Source organism: Streptococcus sp. HMSC072C09 (assembly GCF_001813105.1).
In the GTDB taxonomy this organism is placed as follows: Bacteria; Bacillota; Bacilli; order Lactobacillales; family Streptococcaceae; genus Streptococcus.
The window spans coordinates 17784-39698 of record NZ_KV811503.1; the positions used below are offsets into that span (position 1 = coordinate 17784).

At 46.2% G+C, this 21915-nt stretch carries 14 protein-coding genes and 1 tRNA gene; 5 read left to right on the plus strand and 10 right to left on the minus strand.

Annotated features, from left to right (window positions below; all coding sequences use genetic code 11):
- Positions 1-46: 46 nt before the first annotated feature.
- From HMPREF2893_RS08720 to HMPREF2893_RS08730, 3 genes are all read right to left on the minus strand, one after another.
- Positions 47-3757, minus strand: coding sequence for an alpha-L-fucosidase (locus tag HMPREF2893_RS08720; protein ID WP_070675814.1), 3711 nt, complete (start codon positions 3755-3757; stop codon positions 47-49).
- 105 nt (positions 3758-3862) lie between these two features.
- Positions 3863-10675 carry an Ig-like domain-containing protein gene (locus tag HMPREF2893_RS08725; protein ID WP_070675816.1) on the minus strand — a complete coding sequence of 2271 codons (6813 nt, stop codon included), beginning with the start codon at positions 10673-10675 and terminating at the stop codon, positions 3863-3865.
- Positions 10676-10890: 215 nt separating this feature from the next.
- Entirely contained in the window at positions 10891-11412 is a 522-nt protein-coding gene (locus HMPREF2893_RS08730) for a Dps family protein (protein WP_070661549.1), read from the minus strand.
- Between the two features lie 173 nt (positions 11413-11585).
- Here HMPREF2893_RS08730 and HMPREF2893_RS08735 point away from each other — a divergent pair, with 173 nt between their 5' ends.
- Positions 11586-12056, plus strand: a complete 471-nt coding sequence (locus HMPREF2893_RS08735) for a COG2426 family protein (RefSeq protein WP_070675888.1) — start codon at positions 11586-11588, stop codon at positions 12054-12056.
- Positions 12057-12400: 344 nt separating this feature from the next.
- Here the strand turns inward: HMPREF2893_RS08735 and tsf are convergent, their stop codons facing one another.
- Positions 12401-13441 (minus strand): translation elongation factor Ts, encoded by a 1041-nt coding sequence (gene tsf / locus HMPREF2893_RS08740; RefSeq protein ID WP_003001949.1) that lies wholly within the window; start codon positions 13439-13441, stop codon positions 12401-12403.
- 81 nt (positions 13442-13522) lie between these two features.
- Positions 13523-14305 (minus strand): 30S ribosomal protein S2, encoded by a 783-nt coding sequence (gene rpsB, locus HMPREF2893_RS08745; protein WP_003002189.1) that lies wholly within the window; start codon positions 14303-14305, stop codon positions 13523-13525.
- Positions 14306-14569: 264 nt separating this feature from the next.
- Between rpsB and HMPREF2893_RS08750 the strand changes: the two genes are divergently transcribed.
- Positions 14570-14640, plus strand: a tRNA-Cys gene (locus HMPREF2893_RS08750).
- Between the two features lie 144 nt (positions 14641-14784).
- Positions 14785-15543, plus strand: a complete 759-nt coding sequence (locus HMPREF2893_RS08755) for a hypothetical protein (protein WP_070675818.1) — start codon at positions 14785-14787, stop codon at positions 15541-15543.
- Positions 15544-15593: 50 nt separating this feature from the next.
- On the opposite strand, the gene nusG is transcribed toward HMPREF2893_RS08755, so the two are convergent.
- The 3 genes from nusG to rpmG all read right to left on the minus strand — a co-directional run bounded on the left by nusG (position 15594) and on the right by rpmG (position 16656).
- On the minus strand, positions 15594-16130 hold the full coding sequence (gene nusG, locus HMPREF2893_RS08760) for a transcription termination/antitermination protein NusG (protein ID WP_070675820.1): 537 nt from the start codon (positions 16128-16130) through the stop codon (positions 15594-15596).
- Positions 16131-16317: 187 nt separating this feature from the next.
- Complete coding sequence (gene secE, locus HMPREF2893_RS08765; protein ID WP_003002261.1) at positions 16318-16494, minus strand: preprotein translocase subunit SecE; 177 nt, start codon at positions 16492-16494, stop codon at positions 16318-16320.
- 9 nt (positions 16495-16503) lie between these two features.
- Positions 16504-16656 carry a 50S ribosomal protein L33 gene (gene rpmG / locus HMPREF2893_RS10700; protein WP_003009043.1) on the minus strand — a complete coding sequence of 51 codons (153 nt, stop codon included), beginning with the start codon at positions 16654-16656 and terminating at the stop codon, positions 16504-16506.
- 144 nt (positions 16657-16800) lie between these two features.
- On the opposite strand from rpmG, the gene HMPREF2893_RS08770 reads away from it, so the two are divergent.
- Entirely contained in the window at positions 16801-17712 is a 912-nt protein-coding gene (locus tag HMPREF2893_RS08770; protein WP_070675822.1) for a KPN_02809 family neutral zinc metallopeptidase, read from the plus strand.
- 41 nt (positions 17713-17753) lie between these two features.
- Here HMPREF2893_RS08770 and pbp2a read toward each other — a convergent pair whose 3' ends face one another.
- Entirely contained in the window at positions 17754-19988 is a 2235-nt protein-coding gene (pbp2a, locus tag HMPREF2893_RS08775; protein WP_070675824.1) for a penicillin-binding protein PBP2A, read from the minus strand.
- 103 nt (positions 19989-20091) lie between these two features.
- Here pbp2a and HMPREF2893_RS08780 point away from each other — a divergent pair, with 103 nt between their 5' ends.
- Complete coding sequence (locus tag HMPREF2893_RS08780; RefSeq protein WP_049472713.1) at positions 20092-20955, plus strand: RluA family pseudouridine synthase; 864 nt, start codon at positions 20092-20094, stop codon at positions 20953-20955.
- Between the two features lie 25 nt (positions 20956-20980).
- On the opposite strand, the gene HMPREF2893_RS08785 is transcribed toward HMPREF2893_RS08780, so the two are convergent.
- Positions 20981-21915: GBS Bsp-like repeat-containing protein (locus HMPREF2893_RS08785; protein WP_148131933.1), on the minus strand; the 935-nt coding region annotated here is incomplete at its 5' end.

Sequence of the window (21915 nt, forward strand, 5' to 3'; positions counted from 1 at the left end):
TTGAGAGGCTAGGACTTTTGTCCCAGCCTCTTATGCGAAGAATGAACTACTCTTTGCGACGAGCGAATTTGGCGCCTCCGCCCAAGAAACCTAGACCAAGAAGGCCTAACCAAGCAAAGAAACCACCTTCTTTTGTACCGGTTTGAGGTAGTTTTCCTTCCGATTGTAGAGAAGGACTTTCAACCACTTCTTTTTCCGGATGGTCTGAAGTCAAAACAGAAACTGCTTCTGGGGTTTTCGGTTGGAAGTGGACTGGTCTTTCTTTTTCTTTTTTCTCTTCTGCTTGAGAAAGAGTCGCAACTTCTGGCTGCACCTTACTTGGAGTGACAGGAGTGGTTGGAGTCGGCATATCAGCTATCAACGGACTTTCTTCCGCTTCCTTCGTTCCGACTTCTGTGATCTGGTCCTGGGCCTCCACTTCGACAAAGGCATCGACTTCTGTCCGAATTTCTTTGCCTTCTTCTTGTCGAACCTCGATCAATTTCAAGCGGCGTCCGACCTTCCCTGCTTGAAGGATTCGGCTTTCGCCCTTGGCCAAGTCCTTGTTCTCACGCGTTTGACTCTCAAACGGAATCTCCTCTGCTTCGATGAGAAGTTCTGGCTTTTCAAGAATCAAATCCCGAACACCTTGATCTGGGCGTGTCTTCGTCAGGGGTTCATAATTGTGAGCATCTTCTAAGATGGTTTCAAGGGCTTCCACTTGATTAGCTGCAGCAACCAAATCTGGCCGCTCTTGATCCAACAACTGAGTCAAGTCCGTCAATTGTCCTTGAACAGTTGGTTTGAGATCTGCTTTCAAGCGATCGAGAGAAGTAGTCTTGATCTTTTCTACTCCTTCTCTGATGATCTGTTGCAGCTCCTCTTGACTGAGCAACTGGCTATCTTTCCCTGATAGGATAAATCGGTCTACTTGGATAGCTCTAGATGACTGAGGATCATTGAGGGCTGGATCCAGGTGCAAGCGTAGCTGGTGGTAGCCTTTTGCTAGGCCTTGCAGATTGACCAAACTCTGGTCGAGCTTGCGTTGGTCTCCATAGCCACTGAAATAATGGTCGCCGTCGATCTCATAATCATGGCCCCGACCTTCTTCGAAGGCCATTTCTTTTCCATCCAAAGTGACGCTGTAGAGACCATGACTTGGATCAACCACTCCTCGGACCTCCACGCCTGTTCCCTTAAAGGTAATGGTCACGTCAATGTGTTTCTTGCCTTCCTCATCAGTCACTTGGTTAAAGCTCGACCAAGATTCTGTGCCATTTGAAAAGTCTTTGTTGTCCGTCTCATGGTGCCAACCCTCACTGTAATGCAGTTTCGGATCTTGGTCATCCACTTCTTTGCGATTTTCTGGCAACTGGTCTTCATTCATCACTTGGACTGTCAGTTCTGGAATAAAGCCGACCAGACTTCCTTGATCCGGATGGAGCAATTTGACCTTAAAGTCATAGACGTCGGTCGCTTTTCCTGCAAAATCAAGGGTTGGAACTTGGACTGTTTTTTCCGTCTCTCCATCTGCGAACTCAAGGGTGACGTTGGTATCTTTATAGACCTTACCATGAACCCCTGTTCCCGGTTCTGTGATCAATTTGAGACTGGCACTCCCTTTAGAGCCACCTTTTCTCTTGACGACGACTTGCGCTGGGTCGCCTTTCTTAACAGCTAGGGTTGGATGAGCAAACTCAAAGAGACCCTTTTCTTGGTTATTGAGGGCATAAATCCCTTCCGTTGCGATTGCATCTCCCTTGTTATTGACCAAGGTCAAGGTATGGGATCCTGCTGCCAAGTCCGGTGTTTCATAGACCTTTTGGCTCCGTTTGCGGCTTGAGCTTTGGGTATTGACGGTCGCTAGCTTTTGTCCATCGACATAGACATCCATTTCCCCATGACCAGGGTCGACGGTTGCGACGACGTAGGCCTTGGTGCCTTCAAACTGATAAGTCACCGAAGCTCCCTTTTCCTTGGTCCACATAGAAGTGCCTCGGACGCCTTCTCCCTCTTCATTCCATTGGCCATTGGCCCGCTCAGCTGTCCGGTCGGAATGATAAGTCAAACCAAGCGGATAGCCATCGGTTTCTTCAATGCTGGCTGGTGTCTTATAGACAGAGACTCCGTTCAAGATTGGAGTGGCTTGGGCATCGGTGATGGACACCCGGATATAGCGACTATCAACTGGTTGCCCTTTGATCAAACGGCGATACCCTACGGTTGAGCCAGCCCCATAAGGAACCCATTGCCCATTCACTGCCACATCAATGGTGAAACCAGAAATCCGTTGGCCTTTCTCGATGGTTTCTTTGAGCTCTACCACATCAAAGTGTTGCTCTTTTCCAAGATCAAGGACAAAAGAGCCGGTTTTGGCATCATCTGCAGGTGCCCAACTGGTCTTTTCATCGCCATCTGTCAAATGGCTGGCCTTGTAGAGAGGATTGCGCCGTGTCGAGTCAGCTTCTACCAAAGCTCCTGCCGCATAGTTCACACTGTAGAGTTGGTCCAAGGTCTGGCGGAATTCTTTCAAACGGGCCACATCGGCCTCCGCAAATTTTCCGTCTTGATTGGGTGGAATATTAAGCAGAAGCGGAGTGCCACGGCCGACCGATTTGAAGTAAATGTCCATCAATTCGCGCAAGGACTTAGGCTCTTGATTGTCATGGTAGAACCAGCCGGAGCGAATAGAAACATCGGCTTCTCCCACTGAGTATTGCTTCCCTTCCGGATCCCCGTGATTGAGGTAGCTGTTGGATGGATTGTTGCGGATCTTATCCGGATTGACCTTATGCCAAACTGGATCTCCAGCGATCCCCTTCTCATTTCCGATCCAACGAACATTGGTGGGCTCAGCCGAGAAGATGGCAATGTCCCCTTGGGCCTTACGAATGGCATCAAACCACTTGTCGAAGGTATAGGTGACTTTTTGAGCCCCATCGCCCCGCGCTCCATCCATCCAGACTTCTACGAACTTGCCCTTGTTACCATATTTTGGATCTTCAAGGATTTCTTTGAGCTGGTTGAGATAGTATTCGTTGTATTGGTCCTCTGTATCCACATGGTAGAGCGGGCTGTGAGCATCCCAAGGCGAGAGGTAGACCCCCATATCCATGTCATACTTGCTGGCAGAAGCAGAAACCTCGGCTAGGATATCGCCTTTCCCTTCCTTCCAACCGCTTTTAGCAATTGTATGGTCGGTGTATTTGGATGGGTACAAGAGGAAGCCATCGTGGTGCTTGACGACCATGATGGTTCGTTTGAAGCCCGCGTCTTTCAGGGTTTTGATCCACTGATCGGTATCCAGATGCTCTGGATAGAAATAATAAGGATCTTCTTGCCCATCTCCCCACTCACGATCGTAGTAGGTATTCATCCCAAAGTGGATGAAAGCTGCTAGTTCTTCGCGGTGGTATTGCATCTGAGCCTTGCTTGGAAGTGGTCCGTAATCCGCAATCTCAGTCTCCTCGTTTAGAGAAGTGGCTGGTTGGCTTGCTTCTGTCCCTTGACTGACTGTGCGATTTTCTTTCTCACTAGTAGCTGCTGAGGGCTGTTCTGATTCTTCTTGGTGCTCGTTCACAGTTTTCTCCTCCTTTCCTTGATCTCCTGCATTGCTCGTTTCAACCCGTTCTTCACGTGGTTCACTATTCTCAGCTTGTTCCTCTGCGTAACTGGTAGTCACTCCCAAAAAACAAGTCGCTACGACTACCGAGCAGACGCCTACTGAGAGTTTACGAATGCCAAATCGATTTCTCTTATCAAATAATCTTTTTCCCATATTCCATTCCTTTATGTCATCAGGTAAAGAGGGTGGAGACTTTCCCCATCCTCTTTCTGTTACCTGTGAACTTTTCACCGTATAGTTGCTGGCTTATCCAGCTTTTTACTTGGCCTTATCGGCTCTTTTTTTCTGATCATCCAGCACAGCACCGGCAAGACCTGCTGCTAAGAGACCTGCCACAAGGCTTGCGACGCTTTCTTCCGTTCCTGTATTTGGTAATCTACCTTCGGAAACTGGAGCAGTTGAAACTGCTGGTGTTTGAGCTGTTTTCTCGACTTCCTTCCCTGCTGCATCTGTCCCTTCCTGACGCACTGCTTTGACCTCAAGAGATGCTTGAGGAGTTGCGATAGCTACTGGTCCTTCTGAGCCATGAGGGCGCTCTGGGTTCGGAAGCGGTTGTGGTTCTGGCTGCGGTTGCGGCTGTGGCTGTGGCTCTGGTTGTGGAGTGTCTGGAAGTACCTCTTTCGTGCCCACCTCTGTGATCTCTGCCACTGGATCTAGTTCTACAAAGGCATCTAGTTCCTTCCGGCTTTCCACACCATTTTCTTGAGAAACTTCCACCAAGCGCAATTTGCGGCCTTTTTGACCTTCTTGAACCACACGTTTCTCACCTTTTGGAAGATCCGCATTTGGACGTTCTAAGCGTTCAAAGTCCATCTCTTCTGGCTCAATCACCAACTCTGGTTTGGTATGAACCAGATTCTTAACCCCTTCTTCAGGAATGGCTGAGCCTGTAGGTGCTTTTGCGGAGAGAGAAAGTTGATATACTTTTTCGAGCTTGCCATCTTCTGAGACAACCTTGACAAGAATCGGAGCATTGCCACTTTTAGCATCCACGACTGTAACGGCTGTCCCATTCTTGCCTTGTGCTGAAACGATTGGACGGTCTCCCTCATACTCTAGATGATAATCTGTCACATCTGGTTTAAAACCTTCTAGGTCTTTGCCATTCACTTGGATCGTAACATCAGTTGTTGCCTGGGCCTCTTCTGTTGGGGCGTAGGCGCTCAATTCAATGATTCCAATTCCTTTTAGATTTTCATCACGGACCATTCTTAAACGGATGGCTTTGGTTCTGGTTTCGTTGAAGCTGAGGTTAGAGATATAGCCCGGTTCAAAGGCATAATCCAAGCTATACGGGATTTCTTCCCAGTTAGAGGCCTGGTTAAATGGATGATCTGGAAGATTCTTCAGATTGCCATAATCATCCGGAACATCAAAGTCTGGACCAATGTAGCGTTCAAGAACCGTTTTCGTTGGCAGACCTGTTTCCTGATCTGCAAAGAAGTCGACCGCTACTTTATTGACCAAGCGCTCTGTTACTTGACCATTTTTCTTGAAGATGAGACCAGCAAACACTTCTGTTTGATCCGGCTCTCTCTTCCAGTTGGTCCAACGGTAGTATTCGTTGTAGCCACCATCGTTGATGTAATCGATATAGTCGATTTGATTTGGATCGAGATCATTGGTTTCACTAGCAAATGCCCTGGTATCTTCTGCATTGTAGTCACGATTCACAGAGAGGTTTTCTCCTGTCTTTTCGGACACCCGGACGGTCAGCTGAGCTGTCAGATCATAACCGAGGACCTTTCCTTCTAACGTGAAGCCGCCTTCATGAGAAAGTGCATCAGCTGGTAGAGGCTTCCAGTCCACCGTAAGTTCCTTGCGTTCGTAACCTGTGTCCCCTTTGAAGTAGACACCTACTGTAGATGGTAGAACCAGATCTTGACCGACTTTCACAAAACGGCTGCCTGCTTCTACTGCTACTGGGGTAGCTTGTTTCAGTTTTTCTGCATCACTTGTGAGATGGAGGCGGTATTCTTGTAAGATAGTACCATCTTCCGCTTTATGGATGACACGGATTGGCTCACCTTCATGGACGCTTGGCACAACCGTTGTAAGGCCGTGATGGCTGGCTGTCGCTTCCACTTGTGGATAAGCCCGATCACGCGCATCGATGTAGTAATCGGTCACACTTGGGTTGACACCTGGCAAGACATCGCCATTGACACGAATGGTCAACTGGCTCTTCTCTTCTGCCGCAACCTTATTGGCAAAGATCTGAATCTCTGAAATAGAGCTTCCACGCTTGCCTTCTGGCGTCTTCATACGGATACGAACAGCATAGGTGTCGACTTTATCAAAACTGAAATGATTCATCTTACCAGCTGCTACCGGTTCTTCAACGGTTAGGTTGCTGACTTCTTTCCAGTTAGCTGGATTGTTAAATGGATGGTCTGTTTCGTCTTTGACACGATTTGGATTGCTTGGAACTGTTGGGATTTGTTCCCCTGTATAGTACTCAATCACATACTCACTTGGAGCCCCAACGCCGTGGTCTTCGTGGAAACCAACATGGAGGTTGTCCACTGCTCGCTTGGTCAAGATACCAGAATCCCCAAACAAGATACCGACAGAATCTTCCGCATTGTTACGGCCCCAGTTGGTCCAACGGTTAGCTGGAGCATCGGTAAAGGAGATGACCTTGTCATTAACCTTAGCAACTGGATCTGCATCGTTAGAATCACTTGCAAAAGCGAGTGGCAAGACAGATCCTGTCCATTGCTCTGCTACATTGGCACCCTTGACTGTGTTTGCGGAAACACGAATATGAAGACGTGTTGGAAGATCCGTTCCTTCTACACGACCGGCTAGGACAACTTCTCCTTCTTTGGCCAAGAGTTGCGGATCGACCGCATCCCAGGCCACCTTGGCAGCATAGGTCTTACCATTAGAGTGATAGGTCCGCACGCTTTCTGGAAGAGCTGGTTTTTCTCCGACTGGAGTGGTAGTGCTGACTTCTTCTACAGCGATAATGCCTTCAACCGTCACTTGAGCTTGGGCTTCTTTTTCCACACCCTCTACATGACCTGTGACTGTAAAGCTATGGTAATCCTTGACTTGATCTGCGGTTACAGCATCCCAGGTCACGCGTTTTTCTTTCGGGAATCCCTTGTCATACTCGACCAAGACGGTCTCTGGAAGAGCTGGCAAAACATTTCGATCCGTACTGATCCGTACAGGACGCACCTTCACAACCGTCTTTTCTTCTGGATTTGGCGTGATGGTAAAGCTGACTTCTCCTGTTTGTCCTTGGAAGTTAGCTTCTAAATGAACCAATCCTGCTTCTCGCAATTCCAAACCTTTATTGGTTGCGACGGCTTTTCCTTGGCTACCAGCTCTTGTTTTCACATCGATTTGATCTGCTTTGAGACTTGCCTGGCTACCATCTTGGTAATGGGCAATGACTTCAAGTGGTACCGTTTGGTCTTCCTTGAGTTCCTGTCCTTCTGGCAGACGCAATTCCAAACGCTCGATCTGTGGACTTTCTTCTTGGAATTGGACCACATAGGTCTGTACAGCTCCCGTATCCTGAGCAGTCACAAAGATTTGAGCCTTCAAACCATTTTCACGATTAGCTTGGAGGACCGTCACTTGAGCATTTTCTGCACTTGCTGTGACTTGACCTGGCTCTTGACCATAATCGAGGGAACGGAAAATAGTATGGTTGCCACTACCAAATTTTGGAAGGGCTACCCCATCTAGCTGAACCGTTGGTTTCTTAGCCTTGGCTACATCTCCTCCTGCAACCACTAGTGTCGCTTGGACCGTTTCCCCATTGCCTAGGAGTCCTGTCGCTTTCAAGCGTGCTCCTGGTGTAGACAATTGATCTTCTTGACCAGCTTCCAAGGTCCATTGATCGACCTCATAGTGGGCAGTGGTCCCATCAGTGAAGACTAATTGCACAGCCTTATCCACTGTTGCTAGATCTGCTCCCTGTGGGATTTGTTTGATGACTGGAAGGACTTGTTCCACGCCGATCACATCGACCAGAGCTTCGACCGTGCGTCCTTGAACATGACCTGTCACACGGACTTGGCCAGCACGGCTATAGTCTGCTGCATCCCATTCAACGGCTTCTTCTTGGGCCTTGCCATCACTATAGACCACATTGACCTTACTTGGTAAGGCTGGCTCTTCTCCTAGATAAGCACTTTGTCGAATAGGTTCCACACCTAATACAGTTCGTTCTGCTTGGTCCTTCTTACCTGTAAAGAGGCTGACTTGGTCTGATTGCAAGCGATCTGAGTCTGCATACAGAGTAAAGGCACCCGCCTGCTCAGTTGATTTGACAATCACAACCCCTTTGCCATTGAAGGCTTTGCGTTGCCATGTGCCATCTTCCTGCGCTTTGTAGCGTTCACGGCTGGCTTGTTCTCCATTATCGACACCGACAATTTGGCCTTGTCCATGCAAATGGAAATGCACCAAATTATTGGCAGTTGGTACGACACGACCTTCTTCATCGACGATTTCGTAGGTAATATAGGTCAAATCTTTGCCGTCCGCTGCAATCGCGTGTTCTTCTTTCAACAAACGGACACCCGCAGGCTTGCCGGCTGTTTCGACTTGATCTTTCGCAATCACTTCACCCGCTTCGTTGCGCGCAATAGCTTCCACTTTACCTGGTACATAAGGTACCAACCACTCTAGATAGAGTTCATCTGGTTTTGCCCCTTCTTGGTAGGTCCGGCCATCAGCTGTGGTCTTCTTGGTAAAGGTCTTGACTCCTTGTGATTTCCCATTGACAATCAATTCCACACTGTGAGCATTGGAGAAGGTCCGAACAGGAATCCGTCCTTCTTCATCCATGACACGATTGGCTAATTCTGGATTGTCCCAGTTCCAATGTGGCAAGAGATGGACCATTGGATGTTTCTCAGCCGATACCCATTGACTTTGGTAAAGGTAAAAATCATTCTTCGGAAGGCCAGCCGTATCGACAATACCGAAATAAGAACTTTTCACAGGTGTGTCATTTTGGTTATGCCATGGTGTTGGCTCGCCGATATAGTCCGTACCGGTCCAGATAAATTGTCCTGCATAGCCGGCATGATCACGGTCAAAGGTCCAAGAGGCGGTCGCTGTCCGACCCCAACCAACCCGGTCATTGCCGTAGTCTGATTGTTCATAATGGCGGTCTTCTTGGTTGCTACCGACCCACTCTCTTTCAGGGTGATAGTAAGAGCCCCGTGTCCGCGTTGCAGAAGAGGTTTCTGAGCCATAAATGAGCCAGTTTGGATGTTTCGCCCGTAAGCTTTCATAGTTGGCCTCTGAATAGTTGAAACCAACCGCATCAAGCTCTGCGGCTACCTTTTCATGGCCTCCTGAACCATCACCAAAGCGGAATTTATCAGCTCCCATGGTGACATAGCGGGTTGCATCCACGTCCTTGATGGTCTTGACTAACCGACGAACAGTTGCGACAGATTTGTCTGAACCATCTGCTTCACCGACTTCATTACCGATCGACCACATGACAATGGCTGGATTGTTCTTGCCCCGCTCTACCATGGTCCGTAGATCGTAATCGGACCAAGTATCCCCCTTACGAGCTTCTGGGTGAGTGGCATCCTTTTCAAAGAAACGACCGTAATCGTATTGTTTCTTGCCACCATACCAGGTATCAAAGGCTTCTTCTTGGACCATCAAGCCCAACTCAGCAGCAATTTTTAAGGTTTGTTCACTGGCTGGGTTGTGGGTCGTCCGGATGGCATTGACTCCCATGTCCTTCATCTGTTTGAGACGACGGTATTCAGCCTTGTAATTTTCCTCAGCTCCAAGAGCCCCGTGGTCATGGTGAAGGGATACCCCGTGGAATTTCGTCGCCACCCCATTGAGGAAGAAGCCACCTTCTGGCGTCCAGTTGAGATAGCGATAACCAAAGCGTTCCTTTTGCACATCGACCAACTGCGAATCCCGATAAACACGCGTATACAAGGTATAGAGAGCTGGATGATCCGTTTTCACATCCCAGAGGGTTGGTTTTTCAACATGCAAGGTTTGAGAAAGGTTGATCGCTTGACCTGCTAGAACAGCTTGTGCTTCACTGCGCGTTTTTTCGCTCACCACTTGGCCATTTTGATCAACAATTTCATATTCCGCATAAATACTATGGGCTTGATCATCCTGGTTGACAATGCGGCTCTTCACAACTGTATCCACTGCCCCATTTTGCTGTTTTTCCAACTGAGGGGTCGTAATCGTTGTCCCATACTGCGCTAAATGAACCTTGTCCGTTACACTCAGCTTAACATCCCGGTAAATCCCACTACCAGAATACCAACGGCTACTTGGTTGTTGATTGACCACATGAACGGCGATGGTATTCTCGCTTCCATCCGCATTTAAATAAGGAGTAATATCATAAGAAAAGGCATTGTAGCCATTTGGATAATGACCGACGAATTGTCCGTTTACATAGACTTTGGAATCCATATAAACCCCGCCAAATTCCAAGCGGACCTTCTTATCTAGATCTTTGTCGTCCAAACGGAAGGTCTTACGATACCAAGCATCCCCTCCGTTTAATTGACCCCCCTCATTTTGAGCAGGAGAGTTGTGATCGAAATCAAAGAAAATAGACCAGTCATGAGGAAGATCTAATTTTTTCCAATCCTTGACATCCACTTGACGCCCTTCTGCACCAGGAGCTGCATTTAATTTAAAATACCAATCTTTATTAAAATCACGTTCTCGATCTTGCACAATATCCTCCGCTACACGATTTTGATCTGGAGCAGCAGTTTCTTCCGTTCCTGTAGCACGCTCAGATGAAGTAGAAACAGGCTGGCCCTCTCCTTGAGGGGCTGGCTTTTCCTCAGCTCTGGTAGGGGTGATGACAGCTGGAGCTTCTGAAACTCTTGCACCAGCTTCAGGAACTTCCGCTTCTGAATTTTCCGTCACAACACTTGGTGTCTCAATCGAAGTCGGTTCACTTTCGAGGGCTGGCTTTTCTTCCGCATGGACCCTTGAAAGACCCAAGGCAGAAATCCCAATCACAACAGAACAAGCTCCAACTGAGAGCTTACGAATACTAAAAACAGGACGCTTTTCAAAAAAAGACTTTCCCATAAAAACCTCCTCTTAGGATTAACAATTAAATTTGTAAGCGCTTTCTTATACCTGCGAACGCTTACAGAAAATCACATATTAACTATACCAAAAAAAGAGGAGCGATAGGCCTCGATTTCGCTCCAACTATAGTTAGATTAAGAATTCCTTTAATTAGTGGAAATCTCCTACAAACCAAAAAAATAGAAGCCAACGGCTTCTATTTTTTTATGATCTTATAATCCTGGTTCTTGACCAAGTTCAGCAGCCACCATCCAAATGTTCTTTTCAAGTTCTGCTTTAGCCCCAACAAAGATATCATTAGTTACATCGTCACCTTCAGCATCAGTGACATCCAATGCTTTTTGGTAAAGGCCATCAAGGTAATGAAAGATTTCAAGAACACGTGTCAAGCTTTCTTCTACATTTTTTGTAAATGCTCCACGGCGTTCTTCAATATTGCTGTGTTCCAAAAATTCAGTCATGCTAGAATAAGGAGCCCCACCAAGAGTGATCAAGCGTTCGCTCACTTCATCCAAGGTTGCATCCAAGCTGTCCATGTATTCGTCCATTTTTGGATGCCAAACCATAAAGCCACGTCCACGCATATACCAGTGTACTTGGTGGAGGGCAATGTGAGCTACGTAGAGATCTGCTACGACTTGGTTCAAGAGCGCTTTTGTCTCTGGAAGACTTTCTTTATTAGAAGGTGCAAAAGTTGCTACATCAGTAGCTGCTTCATGTTTCATCATTGTCATGTTGTTCTCCTTTTTATAATGATTCTAATTAATTATGTCTTTATTATAATCCTTCTAATTAAGAAAGTCAAGATAAAAGATTCAAAAAAAGATAAATTTAAAAAAAGTTGGAATAGTTGTCAATTGATAGAAGATACGATAGAATGAAGAAGACTAATCGAAAGGCTTTTCTAATGAAATACATTCTTACATTTTTGATCTCTATGGTTCCTCTCGTGGAACTTCGTGGCGCTGTTCCCTTCGCTATTTCAAGAGGAATTCCCCTCTGGCAGGCCCTCACCATTGGGGTTATTGGCAATATGCTTCCGATTCCTATAATCTTCTTCTTTGCCCGTCATATTCTCGCTTGGGGCGCAGATAAACCAGTCATCGGCTCCTTCTTCACCTGGTGTTTGAACAAGGGCCATAGAGGCGGACAGAAATTAGAAAAAGCTGCAGGAGACAAGGGAATCTTCTGGGCCTTATTGCTCTTTGTGGGAATTCCTCTTCCGGGAACTGGTGCCTGGACCGGTGCCCTTGCAGCTTCTATCCTTGACTGGGACTTCAAACGCAGTAGCCTCGCAGTCATGCTCGGAGTGATACTAGCCGGCCTCATCATGGGAACCCTGTCCCTGCTTCTAGGAATCGATACCTTCGCACATTAAGCAAAAGACTGAAGAAACGGCTTCAGTTTTTGCATACAAAAAAGATGCTTCCGTTCCTCTAAGAGTATAGACAAACTGTTTTTTTTAAAATCTAATAAATTCTATAAAACAAAAAAATTTATTTATTAGAATTACTCAGTCATCTACTAAAACTTTCCGCTGTGAGAAAAGTGCTAGAAACAATCATGTTTCTAGCACTCGGGAGTTTTGGAACCTTAGGTCCAAAACTAAGTCATGGAACTTCTTTGAAGTTCGCTGACGTCCGTACTCACCTAAGGAAAGTTATTTAGATGAATTTATCTTGCAAAAAAGAGGTTTCCTTCGAAACCTCTTATTTTTAATTCTTAGTTGTTAAGAGCTGCTGCCATTGTAGCTGCAACTTCTGCTTCAAAGTCATTTGAAGCTTTTTCAATACCTTCACCAACTTCAAAACGAACGAATTCGATAACGGAAGCATTTACTGATTCAAGGTAAGCTTCAACTGTCTTGCTGTCATCCATGATGTAGACTTGTGCAAGAAGAGTGTAGGCTTGGTCAACTTTTGTGTTGTCCAAGAAGAAGCGATCCATTTTACCTGGGATGATTTTATCCCAGATTTTTTCTGGTTTACCTTCAGCTGCCAATTCAGCTTTGATATCTTCTTCAGCTTGAGCAACCACTTCGTCAGTCAATTGTGCTTTTGAACCGAATTTCAAGTGTGGAAGAGCTGGTTTACCAACCATTGCACGGCTTTCGTTATCTTGGTCGATGACGTGGTTCAATTGTGCCAATTCATCTTTCACGAATTGTTCATCCAATTCTTTGTATGAAAGAACAGTTGGTTTCATCGCAGCGATGTGCATTGAGATTTGTTTAGCAAGTGCTTCGTCTCCACCTTCGATCACAGAGATAACACCGATACGTCCACCGTTGTGTTGGTAAGCACCGAAGTGTTGTGCATCTGTTTTTTCAAGCAAAGCAAAACGACGGAATGAAATTTTTTCACCGATTGTAGCTGTTGCAGATACGTATGCAGCTTCAAGAGTTTCACCTGAAGGCATTGTCAAAGCAAGAGCTTCTTCGTTGTTAGCTGGTTTACCTTCAGCGATCACTTTCGCTGTTGCGTTTACCAATTCAACGAATTGAGCGTTTTTCGCAACGAAGTCAGTTTCAGCATTTACTTCAACTACTGCTGCAACGTTACCATTGACATAAACACCAGTCAAACCTTCAGCGGCAACACGGTCAGCTTTCTTAGCTGCTTTAGCCATACCTTTTTCGCGAAGCAATTCGATCGCTTTTTCGATATCACCTTCAACTTCAACCAATGCTTTTTTAGCGTCCATGACACCAGCACCAGATTTTTCACGCAATTCTTTTACAAGCTTAGCTGTAATTTCTGCCATTTTTGTTCTCCTATATTTTTAATAAAATAAGAGGGTCGGGCTGAGCCCTGCCCTCTTAGGTTCGTTACTTATTGAATGAAATTAAGCGTTGTCGCCTTCTACAACTTCAACGATTTCTTCGATTGAATCAGCTTGACCTTCAGTAGCTGCCAATTCAGCTTCTACTGTAGCAACACTGTCTTCACCTTGACGTCCTTCGATAACAGCGTCAGCCATTTTCGCAGTGATCAATTTAACAGCGCGGATAGCGTCATCGTTCGCTGGGATGATAACATCGATATCATCTGGGTCAGTGTTTGTGTCGACCATCGCTACAACTGGGATACCCAATTTCTTAGCTTCTTTAACAGCGATTTGTTCTTTATGTGGATCCACAACGTACATTACGTCTGGGATACGAGGCATGTCTTCGATACCGCCCAAGAATTTTTCAAGACGAGCGCGTTGTTTGTTCAACAATGCAACTTCTTTCTTAGGAAGAACTTCAAAAGTTCCATCTTCTTCCATGCGTTTGATTTCTTTCAAACGAGCGATACGTTTTTGGATTGTTCCCCAGTTAGTAAGAGTTCCACCCAACCAACGGTGGTTGATGAAGTATTGACCTGCACGAACAGCTTCTTCTGCAACAGCATCAGCAGCTTGTTTCTTAGTACCTACGAACAAGATAACTGCATCGTTTGCAGCTGCATCACGCATGAAGTCGTATGCTTGGTCTGCATATTTTACAGTTTGTTGCAAGTCGATAACGTGGATTCCGTTACGTTCTGTGAAGATGTACTTAGCCATCTTAGGGTTCCAGCGACGAGTTTGGTGACCGAAGTGTACACCAGCCTCAAGAAGTTGTTTCATTGAAATTACTGCCATGAGTAGTTTCTCCTTTTTTGTTTTTTTCTCCTCTCTCAGACGTCAACTTGCAGCACGACCACAAGGGCAACGGTGCCACAATGGATCCGAGATGAGTATTTGCTGTCTTAGACAACTCTATAAGTATAGCAGAAATCACTAGAATTCGCAAGCTATTTGAGAGATTTTTTCAATCCCTACGATGAAATGGTTTTCTAAAGTTGTTTGACGTAAAAAGTTTTTCTTGACCTATCTTTATTTTTAGGTTACAATATTATATGTTATGGCGGTATAGCCAAGTGGTAAGGCACGGCTCTGCAAAAGCTTGATCGTCGGTTCAAATCCGTCTACCGCCTTGATAATAAAATTTTTTATCATCTTTTATCTTTTAAAAATTCCCCTAGCAATAGGGGGTTTTTTTGTTGCCATTTGCTCCATTCCTTGATTATTGATATAATAAAACCTCGCCTGATCGGCGAAGCACATTAGAAAGGGTATTTATGAAAAACATTCGTTTCTTTACGATCGGTCTTCTTTCACTAGTGACACTAGCCGCTTGCTCACCTGCCAATTCTGCGCAATCAGCAAAAACCGCTTCTAGCTCTAGAAAACCGATCAAACAATCTTCTACCAAAACATCATCTAGTAAATCGTCGACCACTTCTTCAGACAGCAGTAGCTCAGATGATTTTTCAGGTCGCTTCAGCTTGGATCCAGATGATGGCGCATCTCTCCAATATGTGCCAGGAGCTGCATCCATTCCTGAGATCGAAAAGCTCAAGAACCTCCACCCTACCACCGGTTTTGTATTAAGAACCGAAGATGGACAAGAGGTTGGTGGGCCAAAAGAAAGAAACAGTTACGATGACGTAGTAGCAGCCTTTGGTCAACCCGTAAGTAGTACAGACAGTGCGAATCCTGGCGATGGGGTCAATGTTTGGGCAACAGACAATGGCGATATCATGGCTTTCTTCCGCAATAATGTGTTAACAGATATCACCTTCCGACTAAGAGGGGGCGATGCCAACCACCAGTCTACTGGCAGCATTTCCAAATCCGATACACCAAAAACGGCCCTCGAACGTCTCGGAAAACCCTATGCCATTATGCGTTCAGAAAATGGGACCAGCTATGTCTATAAAGATAGCAACGGAGATGAATCTAGCTTCTCTACACAAGGAAATAAGATCTTCAATGTTACGTCTACTGCAGAAACCAAGCAGTTAAAAAAGATCACTGGCCTGGATAAAAATCAATAACGATCCATACAAAGAACCCTCCAAGTTTTTCTTGGAGGGTTCTCTTTTTCTTACATTTCAGCAATTTGGTTCAAATTCACTTCTGCAACTGTATCGTTACCGAACATAGAAATGACCATTTTCACCTTGTTGTTATCAATTTCAGTGATCTTACCAGTATAGTCTGTGAAGGCACCGTCGATGATGCGAACTGTGTCGCCCACCTTGACATCCAAATCAAACTCTTGAACGGTTTGACCCATAGAGAGCAAGATGCTGCGGATCTCTTCTTCCAACAATGGAGTTGGTTTTGAACGGTTCCCGTGTGATCCAACGAAACCAGTAACGTTCGGTGTATTCCGAACGACAAACCAAGCTTCATCTGTCATGACCATTTCTACCAAGACATAACCTGGGAAGCGGTTTTCTTCGATTTCTTTTGTTTTACCGTTTTTCTCAACTTGTACGGTTTGAGTTGGAATCTCTACGCGCAAGATGTTTTCTAACATATTGTAAGTTTGTGCACGTTGCAAAAGATTCTCTTTTACCTTGTTTTCATATCCTGAGTAGGTTTGTAGTACAAACCAGCCTTTATCAAAACTGTCCATTTGGGCATCCTTTCTTTCTGTTTAGCCTGCTCGAGCTTTTGTGAACATACTAAAAAAAGCCTCTTGGCTTTCCTTTTCCTAGCTTCATTATACCACATTTTGCAGGAATGCAAAGAGGTTTGCTGATTTATTTTTAAGAAAAGGCAATAAAAAATGGGACCCAGAAGGTCCCACCTGGCTTCTTTTCTTAAAAGAAATTGATCATGTGCAATAGGCCACGTGCAATGACTTTGTCGAACAAATAAATCAATGCCACAAAGAAAGCGGTGTACTCAATCACTGAGATAAAGTTTTTCCATCTTTCCTTGCGATTTGGCCAAGTTGTATCTTTTAGTAAGACGAAAATATCTTTAATGAATTTCACAACTCTCTCCTATCGTGTTTCTTTATGGATGGTATACTTGCTGCAATGCTTGCAGAATTTATTGACTTCTAGACGTGTTGGTTTTGGCGTCCCACTCAACTTAATGGAGTAATTGCGTGACCCACAAACCGTACACGCTAGACTTGCTTTTTTTAATGCCATAACGCCTCCGTTCACCCCATTATAGCAAGTTTTCCACGTTTTGACAAGGACAGAAAATCTCCTGTCAAGAAAAAAGCAAATCTAAAGCGTTATCACTCAGGTTTTTTCCTCATTTTTGGTAAAATAAAACAAAAGGAGACGAATATGAAAAGTGATAACCTAAAAGAAAGTAGAAATATCGAAGACCGTCGAGGGCAAAGCTACTCCCAATCTTCAGGAAACAGTAACCTTGGCGGGGGGATTTTACAGATCTTACTATCGCCTGGAAGCTTCAAGAGTAAGATCATCATTATCCTCCTCATAGTCTTTCTAGGAGGAGGAGCTAGCCTTGGGGGTCTCTTTGGAAATGGGACTTCTTCTCAACCTTACCAATCCACCCAAGTCACGCGCACCAACAAGACCCATGTCGATGATGCAGATGCTGAATTCGTCAGCAAGGTCCTTGCCACAACAGAAGATCATTGGCACAAGGTCTTTCAAGCTGAAGGACGTACTTACCATGAGCCCAAACTAGTCTTCTATACCGGACGGACACAGACAGGCTGTGGGGTTGGGCAAGCATCGGCTGGTCCTTTCTACTGTCCAACCGACAAAAAGATTTATTTGGATATGAGCTTCTACAAGGAATTAACAACCAAATACAAGGCTAGCGGTGACTTCGCCATGGCCTACGTGATCGCTCACGAAGTCGGCCACCACGTACAAAACGAGCTGGGAATCCTTGGCAAATACCATCGGATGCAACAAGGTCTTTCTGAAAAGGAACGAAATGCCATCAGCGTCCGCATTGAGCTACAAGCCGATTATCTAGCCGGTGTCTGGGCCCGCTCCATTCAAGACCGAAATCTTCTGGATATCGGCGATATCGAAGAAGCCATGAATGCAGCCTATGCCGTCGGCGACGACACACTCCAGGAGCAAGCCTACGGCTACTCGGTACCAGATAGCTTTACCCACGGAACTTCCGAGCAACGCATGCGCTGGTTCAAACGGGGCTACCAGTACGGAGATCTCCAACACGGCGATACCTTTAGCTTATCAGATAGTGAACTTTAAATAAAAAACGATTCAGAAATCCTTCTGAATCGTTTTTTTGATTAGAAACCAAGCCAGCCTTTGAAGGTATCCCAAGCGTTTTTCGCTTTTCCTGGAATATCGGCCTCGTCGATTGCTTTTTTCGCATTATCAACCATATTCGACGCCTTTTCTTTGACATCCTCAAAGAAACCTTTGTCTTCTTTGCTGTCTGTTTCTGTATTTTCTTCCCCGACTGGCGCAATACCGTTTTCAGCATAAGAGTTCTTCACTGAGTCAAACTGGGTACCGTCTGTATAAGGCAGAACACTGTTGGCAACATTGCGGAAGATCTCGGACGCCGTTCCAGCACTACTGTCCGTCAGGTAGTGATTTTCATCGGTCGTTGGGAAACCAAGCCATTGACTGATGACCACATCTGGCGTGTAGCCAATCACCCACTGGTCTCCAGAGAGGTCCTTGTTAAAGCTGGTCTCTGTCGTACCGGTTTTCCCTGCCATGGTATAGCCATAAGGCGCAGCGTTAACCCCTGTACCATTACTGAAGGTACCAAGCATCATATTGGTCATCTTATCTGTCGTTGACCCACTAAGCACTCGAGTTGATTTCTGGCTGTGGCTCTTGACCACTTGGCCACTTGCATTTTCGATCTTGGTAATGAGGTGAGCATCATTCATGACCCCGCCGTTAGCAAAGGTTCCATAGGCCTGAGCCATCTGCATCGGATTAGTTGTCACACCAGCTCCCAAGGCAACGGCAAGCGACTTGTCCACCTTGTCCATGTTGAGTCCGAATTTTTTCCCGTATTCAAAGACCGTATCGAGACCCAAATCATTAGCGGTCGCTACGGCTGGAAGGTTAAGGGACTCTGCCAAGGCCTGGTACATCGGTACCGTTGGGCTAGACTGGATTCCCGCATAGTTATTAACCTCATAGCTTCCATATTGGGTGGTACTATTGTCCAATTCCTTATTGGTCGACCAACCCTCAGCAACAGCTGGGCTATAGACAACCAAAGGTTTGATGGTTGATCCTGGACTACGGGCAGCCTGGGTAGCGTAGTTGTAGGTACGGAAACCTGGATTTTGATCGCTTCCGACACGCCCTACGAGGGCCCGAACCCCTCCGGTTTTAGGATCGAGGGCGACACTACCAGATTCTGCGCGCGTGCCGTCTTCCGCTACTGGGAAGAGGGCCGTATTGTCATAGATCACCTGCATGCTTGCTTGGTAATTCTGATCCAGCTCGGTGTAGATCCGGTAGCCATTTTTGACAATGTCTTCTTCGGTCAGGCCGTATTCATTGACCGCTTCATTGATGACCGCATCAAAATAGGATGGGTAGCGGTAATCCTCTGACTTGCCTTCATAGGCATCGACCAGCTGGCCATGGATATCCACAGCCGCCGACTGATCAGCCGTTTTCTGGTCAATATAGCCAGCCGCCACCATATTTTGGAGGACCGTATTGCGGCGATTGGTCGCATTTTCTACTGAGTAGAGCGGGTTATAGATCTCAGGTCCCTTGAGCATACCTGCGAGAACCGCAGACTGATCCAGGCTTAATTGACTGGCTGAAACCCCAAAATACTTCTTGGAAGCATCCTCAATACCCCAAACCCCATTTCCAAAATAGGCATTGTTGAGGTACATGGTGAGGATCTCTTTTTTACTGTATTTCTTATTGATTTCAAGCGCCAGGAAGAATTCCTTGGCCTTGCGCTCCACCGTCTGGTCCTGAGACAGGTAAGCATTCTTGGCTAGCTGCTGGGTGATGGTCGACCCACCACCTGAGCGACCCAGGGTCAAAATCGCTAAGAAGAAGCGACCATAGTTGATCCCGCTATTCTTGTAAAAGCTCCGGTCTTCTGTTGCGACCACGGCATTTTGCAGATTCTCACTAATGGCATCGAGTTCGACATAGGTTCCTTTTTGCCCGGTCAAACTTCCCGCCTGGTCCCCATTCTTATCATAGATAATGGTAGTCGCCTTCAGTGCATTCTGCAAATCCTTGACGTTGGTCGTCTTTGCGAGATAGAAGAGATAGCCCCCTGTCAAGAGGCTAAAGCCTAGCCCAATGATCAGGAGAATCTTGGTTAAATGGAATCGGCGCCAAAAACGACGGAAGGGATGCTGAGAGAGAGGCTTGCTTCTGTGCTTGCCTGAGCGACTATAGGTCGGCTCTACTGTCTCTTCCGGTAGTTCCGTGTCTGGCACTTCTTCTGCCACCGCTTTGGGCGGATGATCCTTTCTAAAAAAAGTGATCAGGTTTTCAAATAATTCTTTTATTCTATTCATACCTGTTATTGTAACACCTTATCCTTGTCCTAGCAAGAAAAGATAGCTCATCCCCTTCTCCCATTTAGTTTTCTTTAAGCTTAGATTTTGCTACAATAGGGTCATGAACTATCAATTTACCATTCCACAATCCTTTCCCCAGATGACTGTGAAAGAGTTGCTTGAGGACTACTTCCTCATTCCCCGTAAGATCCGGCATTTTTTACGAACCAAGAAGCACGTCTTGGTCAATGGCGAGACCATCAACTGGCAGAGCCCCGTTCAAAAAGGAGACCAGATCCAGCTGATCTTTGACGCGGACGATTACCCTGAAAAAGAGCTCCCAGCCGGAGACCCGAGTCTGGTCGAAGAGCTCTATCAGGATGAGCATGTCATCATCGTCAATAAGCTTGAAGGTATGAAAACCCATGCCAATGAGCCGACAGAAATTGCTCTTCTCAACCATGTTTCCAGCTATGTTGGATCCACCTGCTACGTCGTGCACCGCCTAGATAAGGAAACCAGCGGAGCGATTTTATTTGCTAAAAACCCTTTTATCCTGCCCATTCTCAACCGCATTTTGGAAGATAAAAACATCCAACGCGAGTACTGGGCCTTGATCCAAGGTAGCTTAGCACAAAAAACCATCGTCTACAAGGATAAAATCGGACGCGATCGCCACGATCGGCGCAAGCGCCTGGTCGATCCACGCAAGGGACAGTATGCAGAAACCCAGGTGACGCAACTGAAAAAAATCGGGCGCAACAGCCTGGTTAAATGCCAGCTTAAGACGGGGCGTACCCATCAGATCCGGGTGCATCTCTCCCATCATGGGCACCCGATTGTCGGGGACCCTCTCTATAACCCTGCACGCGGAGAGCGACTCATGCTCCATGCTCACCGCTTGACCTTCACCAATCCATTAACCCTTGAAACCATCCAAGTCGAGGCCCCTTCCAAGAGTTTCGAAGAAGGGTTGAAAAAATAAGAAAAGAAGCCTGCGGCTTCTTTTTTTATTGATAGCGAGGGGTTGCAAATCCACGGATATTGCCATGTCCGATTCGGTAGGTATTGCGACGGACTTGGTTGTTGGAGTTTCCTTCAATGGTATGAATGATCCCATTTGAGACGCTCTCGACAATTCCTATGTGATCCGCAAAGCCATTATTTTGTTGGCTATTTTGATCCCAGTTAAAGGTGATGATGTCCCCTGCTTTTGGTGTAGTGGTACCATCTTCATTCCAGATGCCCAAGCGTTTGAAGATCTGGATGTGACGTTCGACTCCACATTCACGGCCAATCAAACCGCTCAAACCTTCCCGCTGGAAGACCGTTGTGACAAAGATATCACACCAATCATCGGTCGTCTTCACTGCATAACCTACAGGAAGTGGTTTGACACTGTTGTAATCATTGACCAATTGATGGTGAGCTGCAGTTCCGCCACGAACACCAACTAAACTAGCTGCTGCCCGTAAGACACGGTCCCGTTGCCCATTCGTTACACGAGGACTAAAAGCAGTTTGATCTACTGTCGCACGAGGATGAAGGGCTGTTTGACCGAGGTTAAAGCCTTCAACGCCACCATCGACATAGTCCACATAGACGTGAGTCGTATAGTTGCCTGATTGGTACTGGTGATTGGCTGTAGAAACCTGCACTTCTGTGTGCATACCAGAAGGTGCTGTTGAATACCAGAAGAGATTTTCCTGATGAGCTTGAGACCACGCAGCGACACGGATGTTCTTAATCTGACGACCTTGAGGCGCTTGATCCACCGTTACTGTATAAGTTCCAGCACCAGAATTGACATTCTTGATAGAAGCTAGCGTCTTGGTCTTGGCATTTCGGAACTCCACTTCTGTAGTCGTTGTACCAGCACCCACACGAGAACCATCATTTTGAATGTAGTAAAGGTGAACATGGTACTTACCAGTAGAGTTCTTGT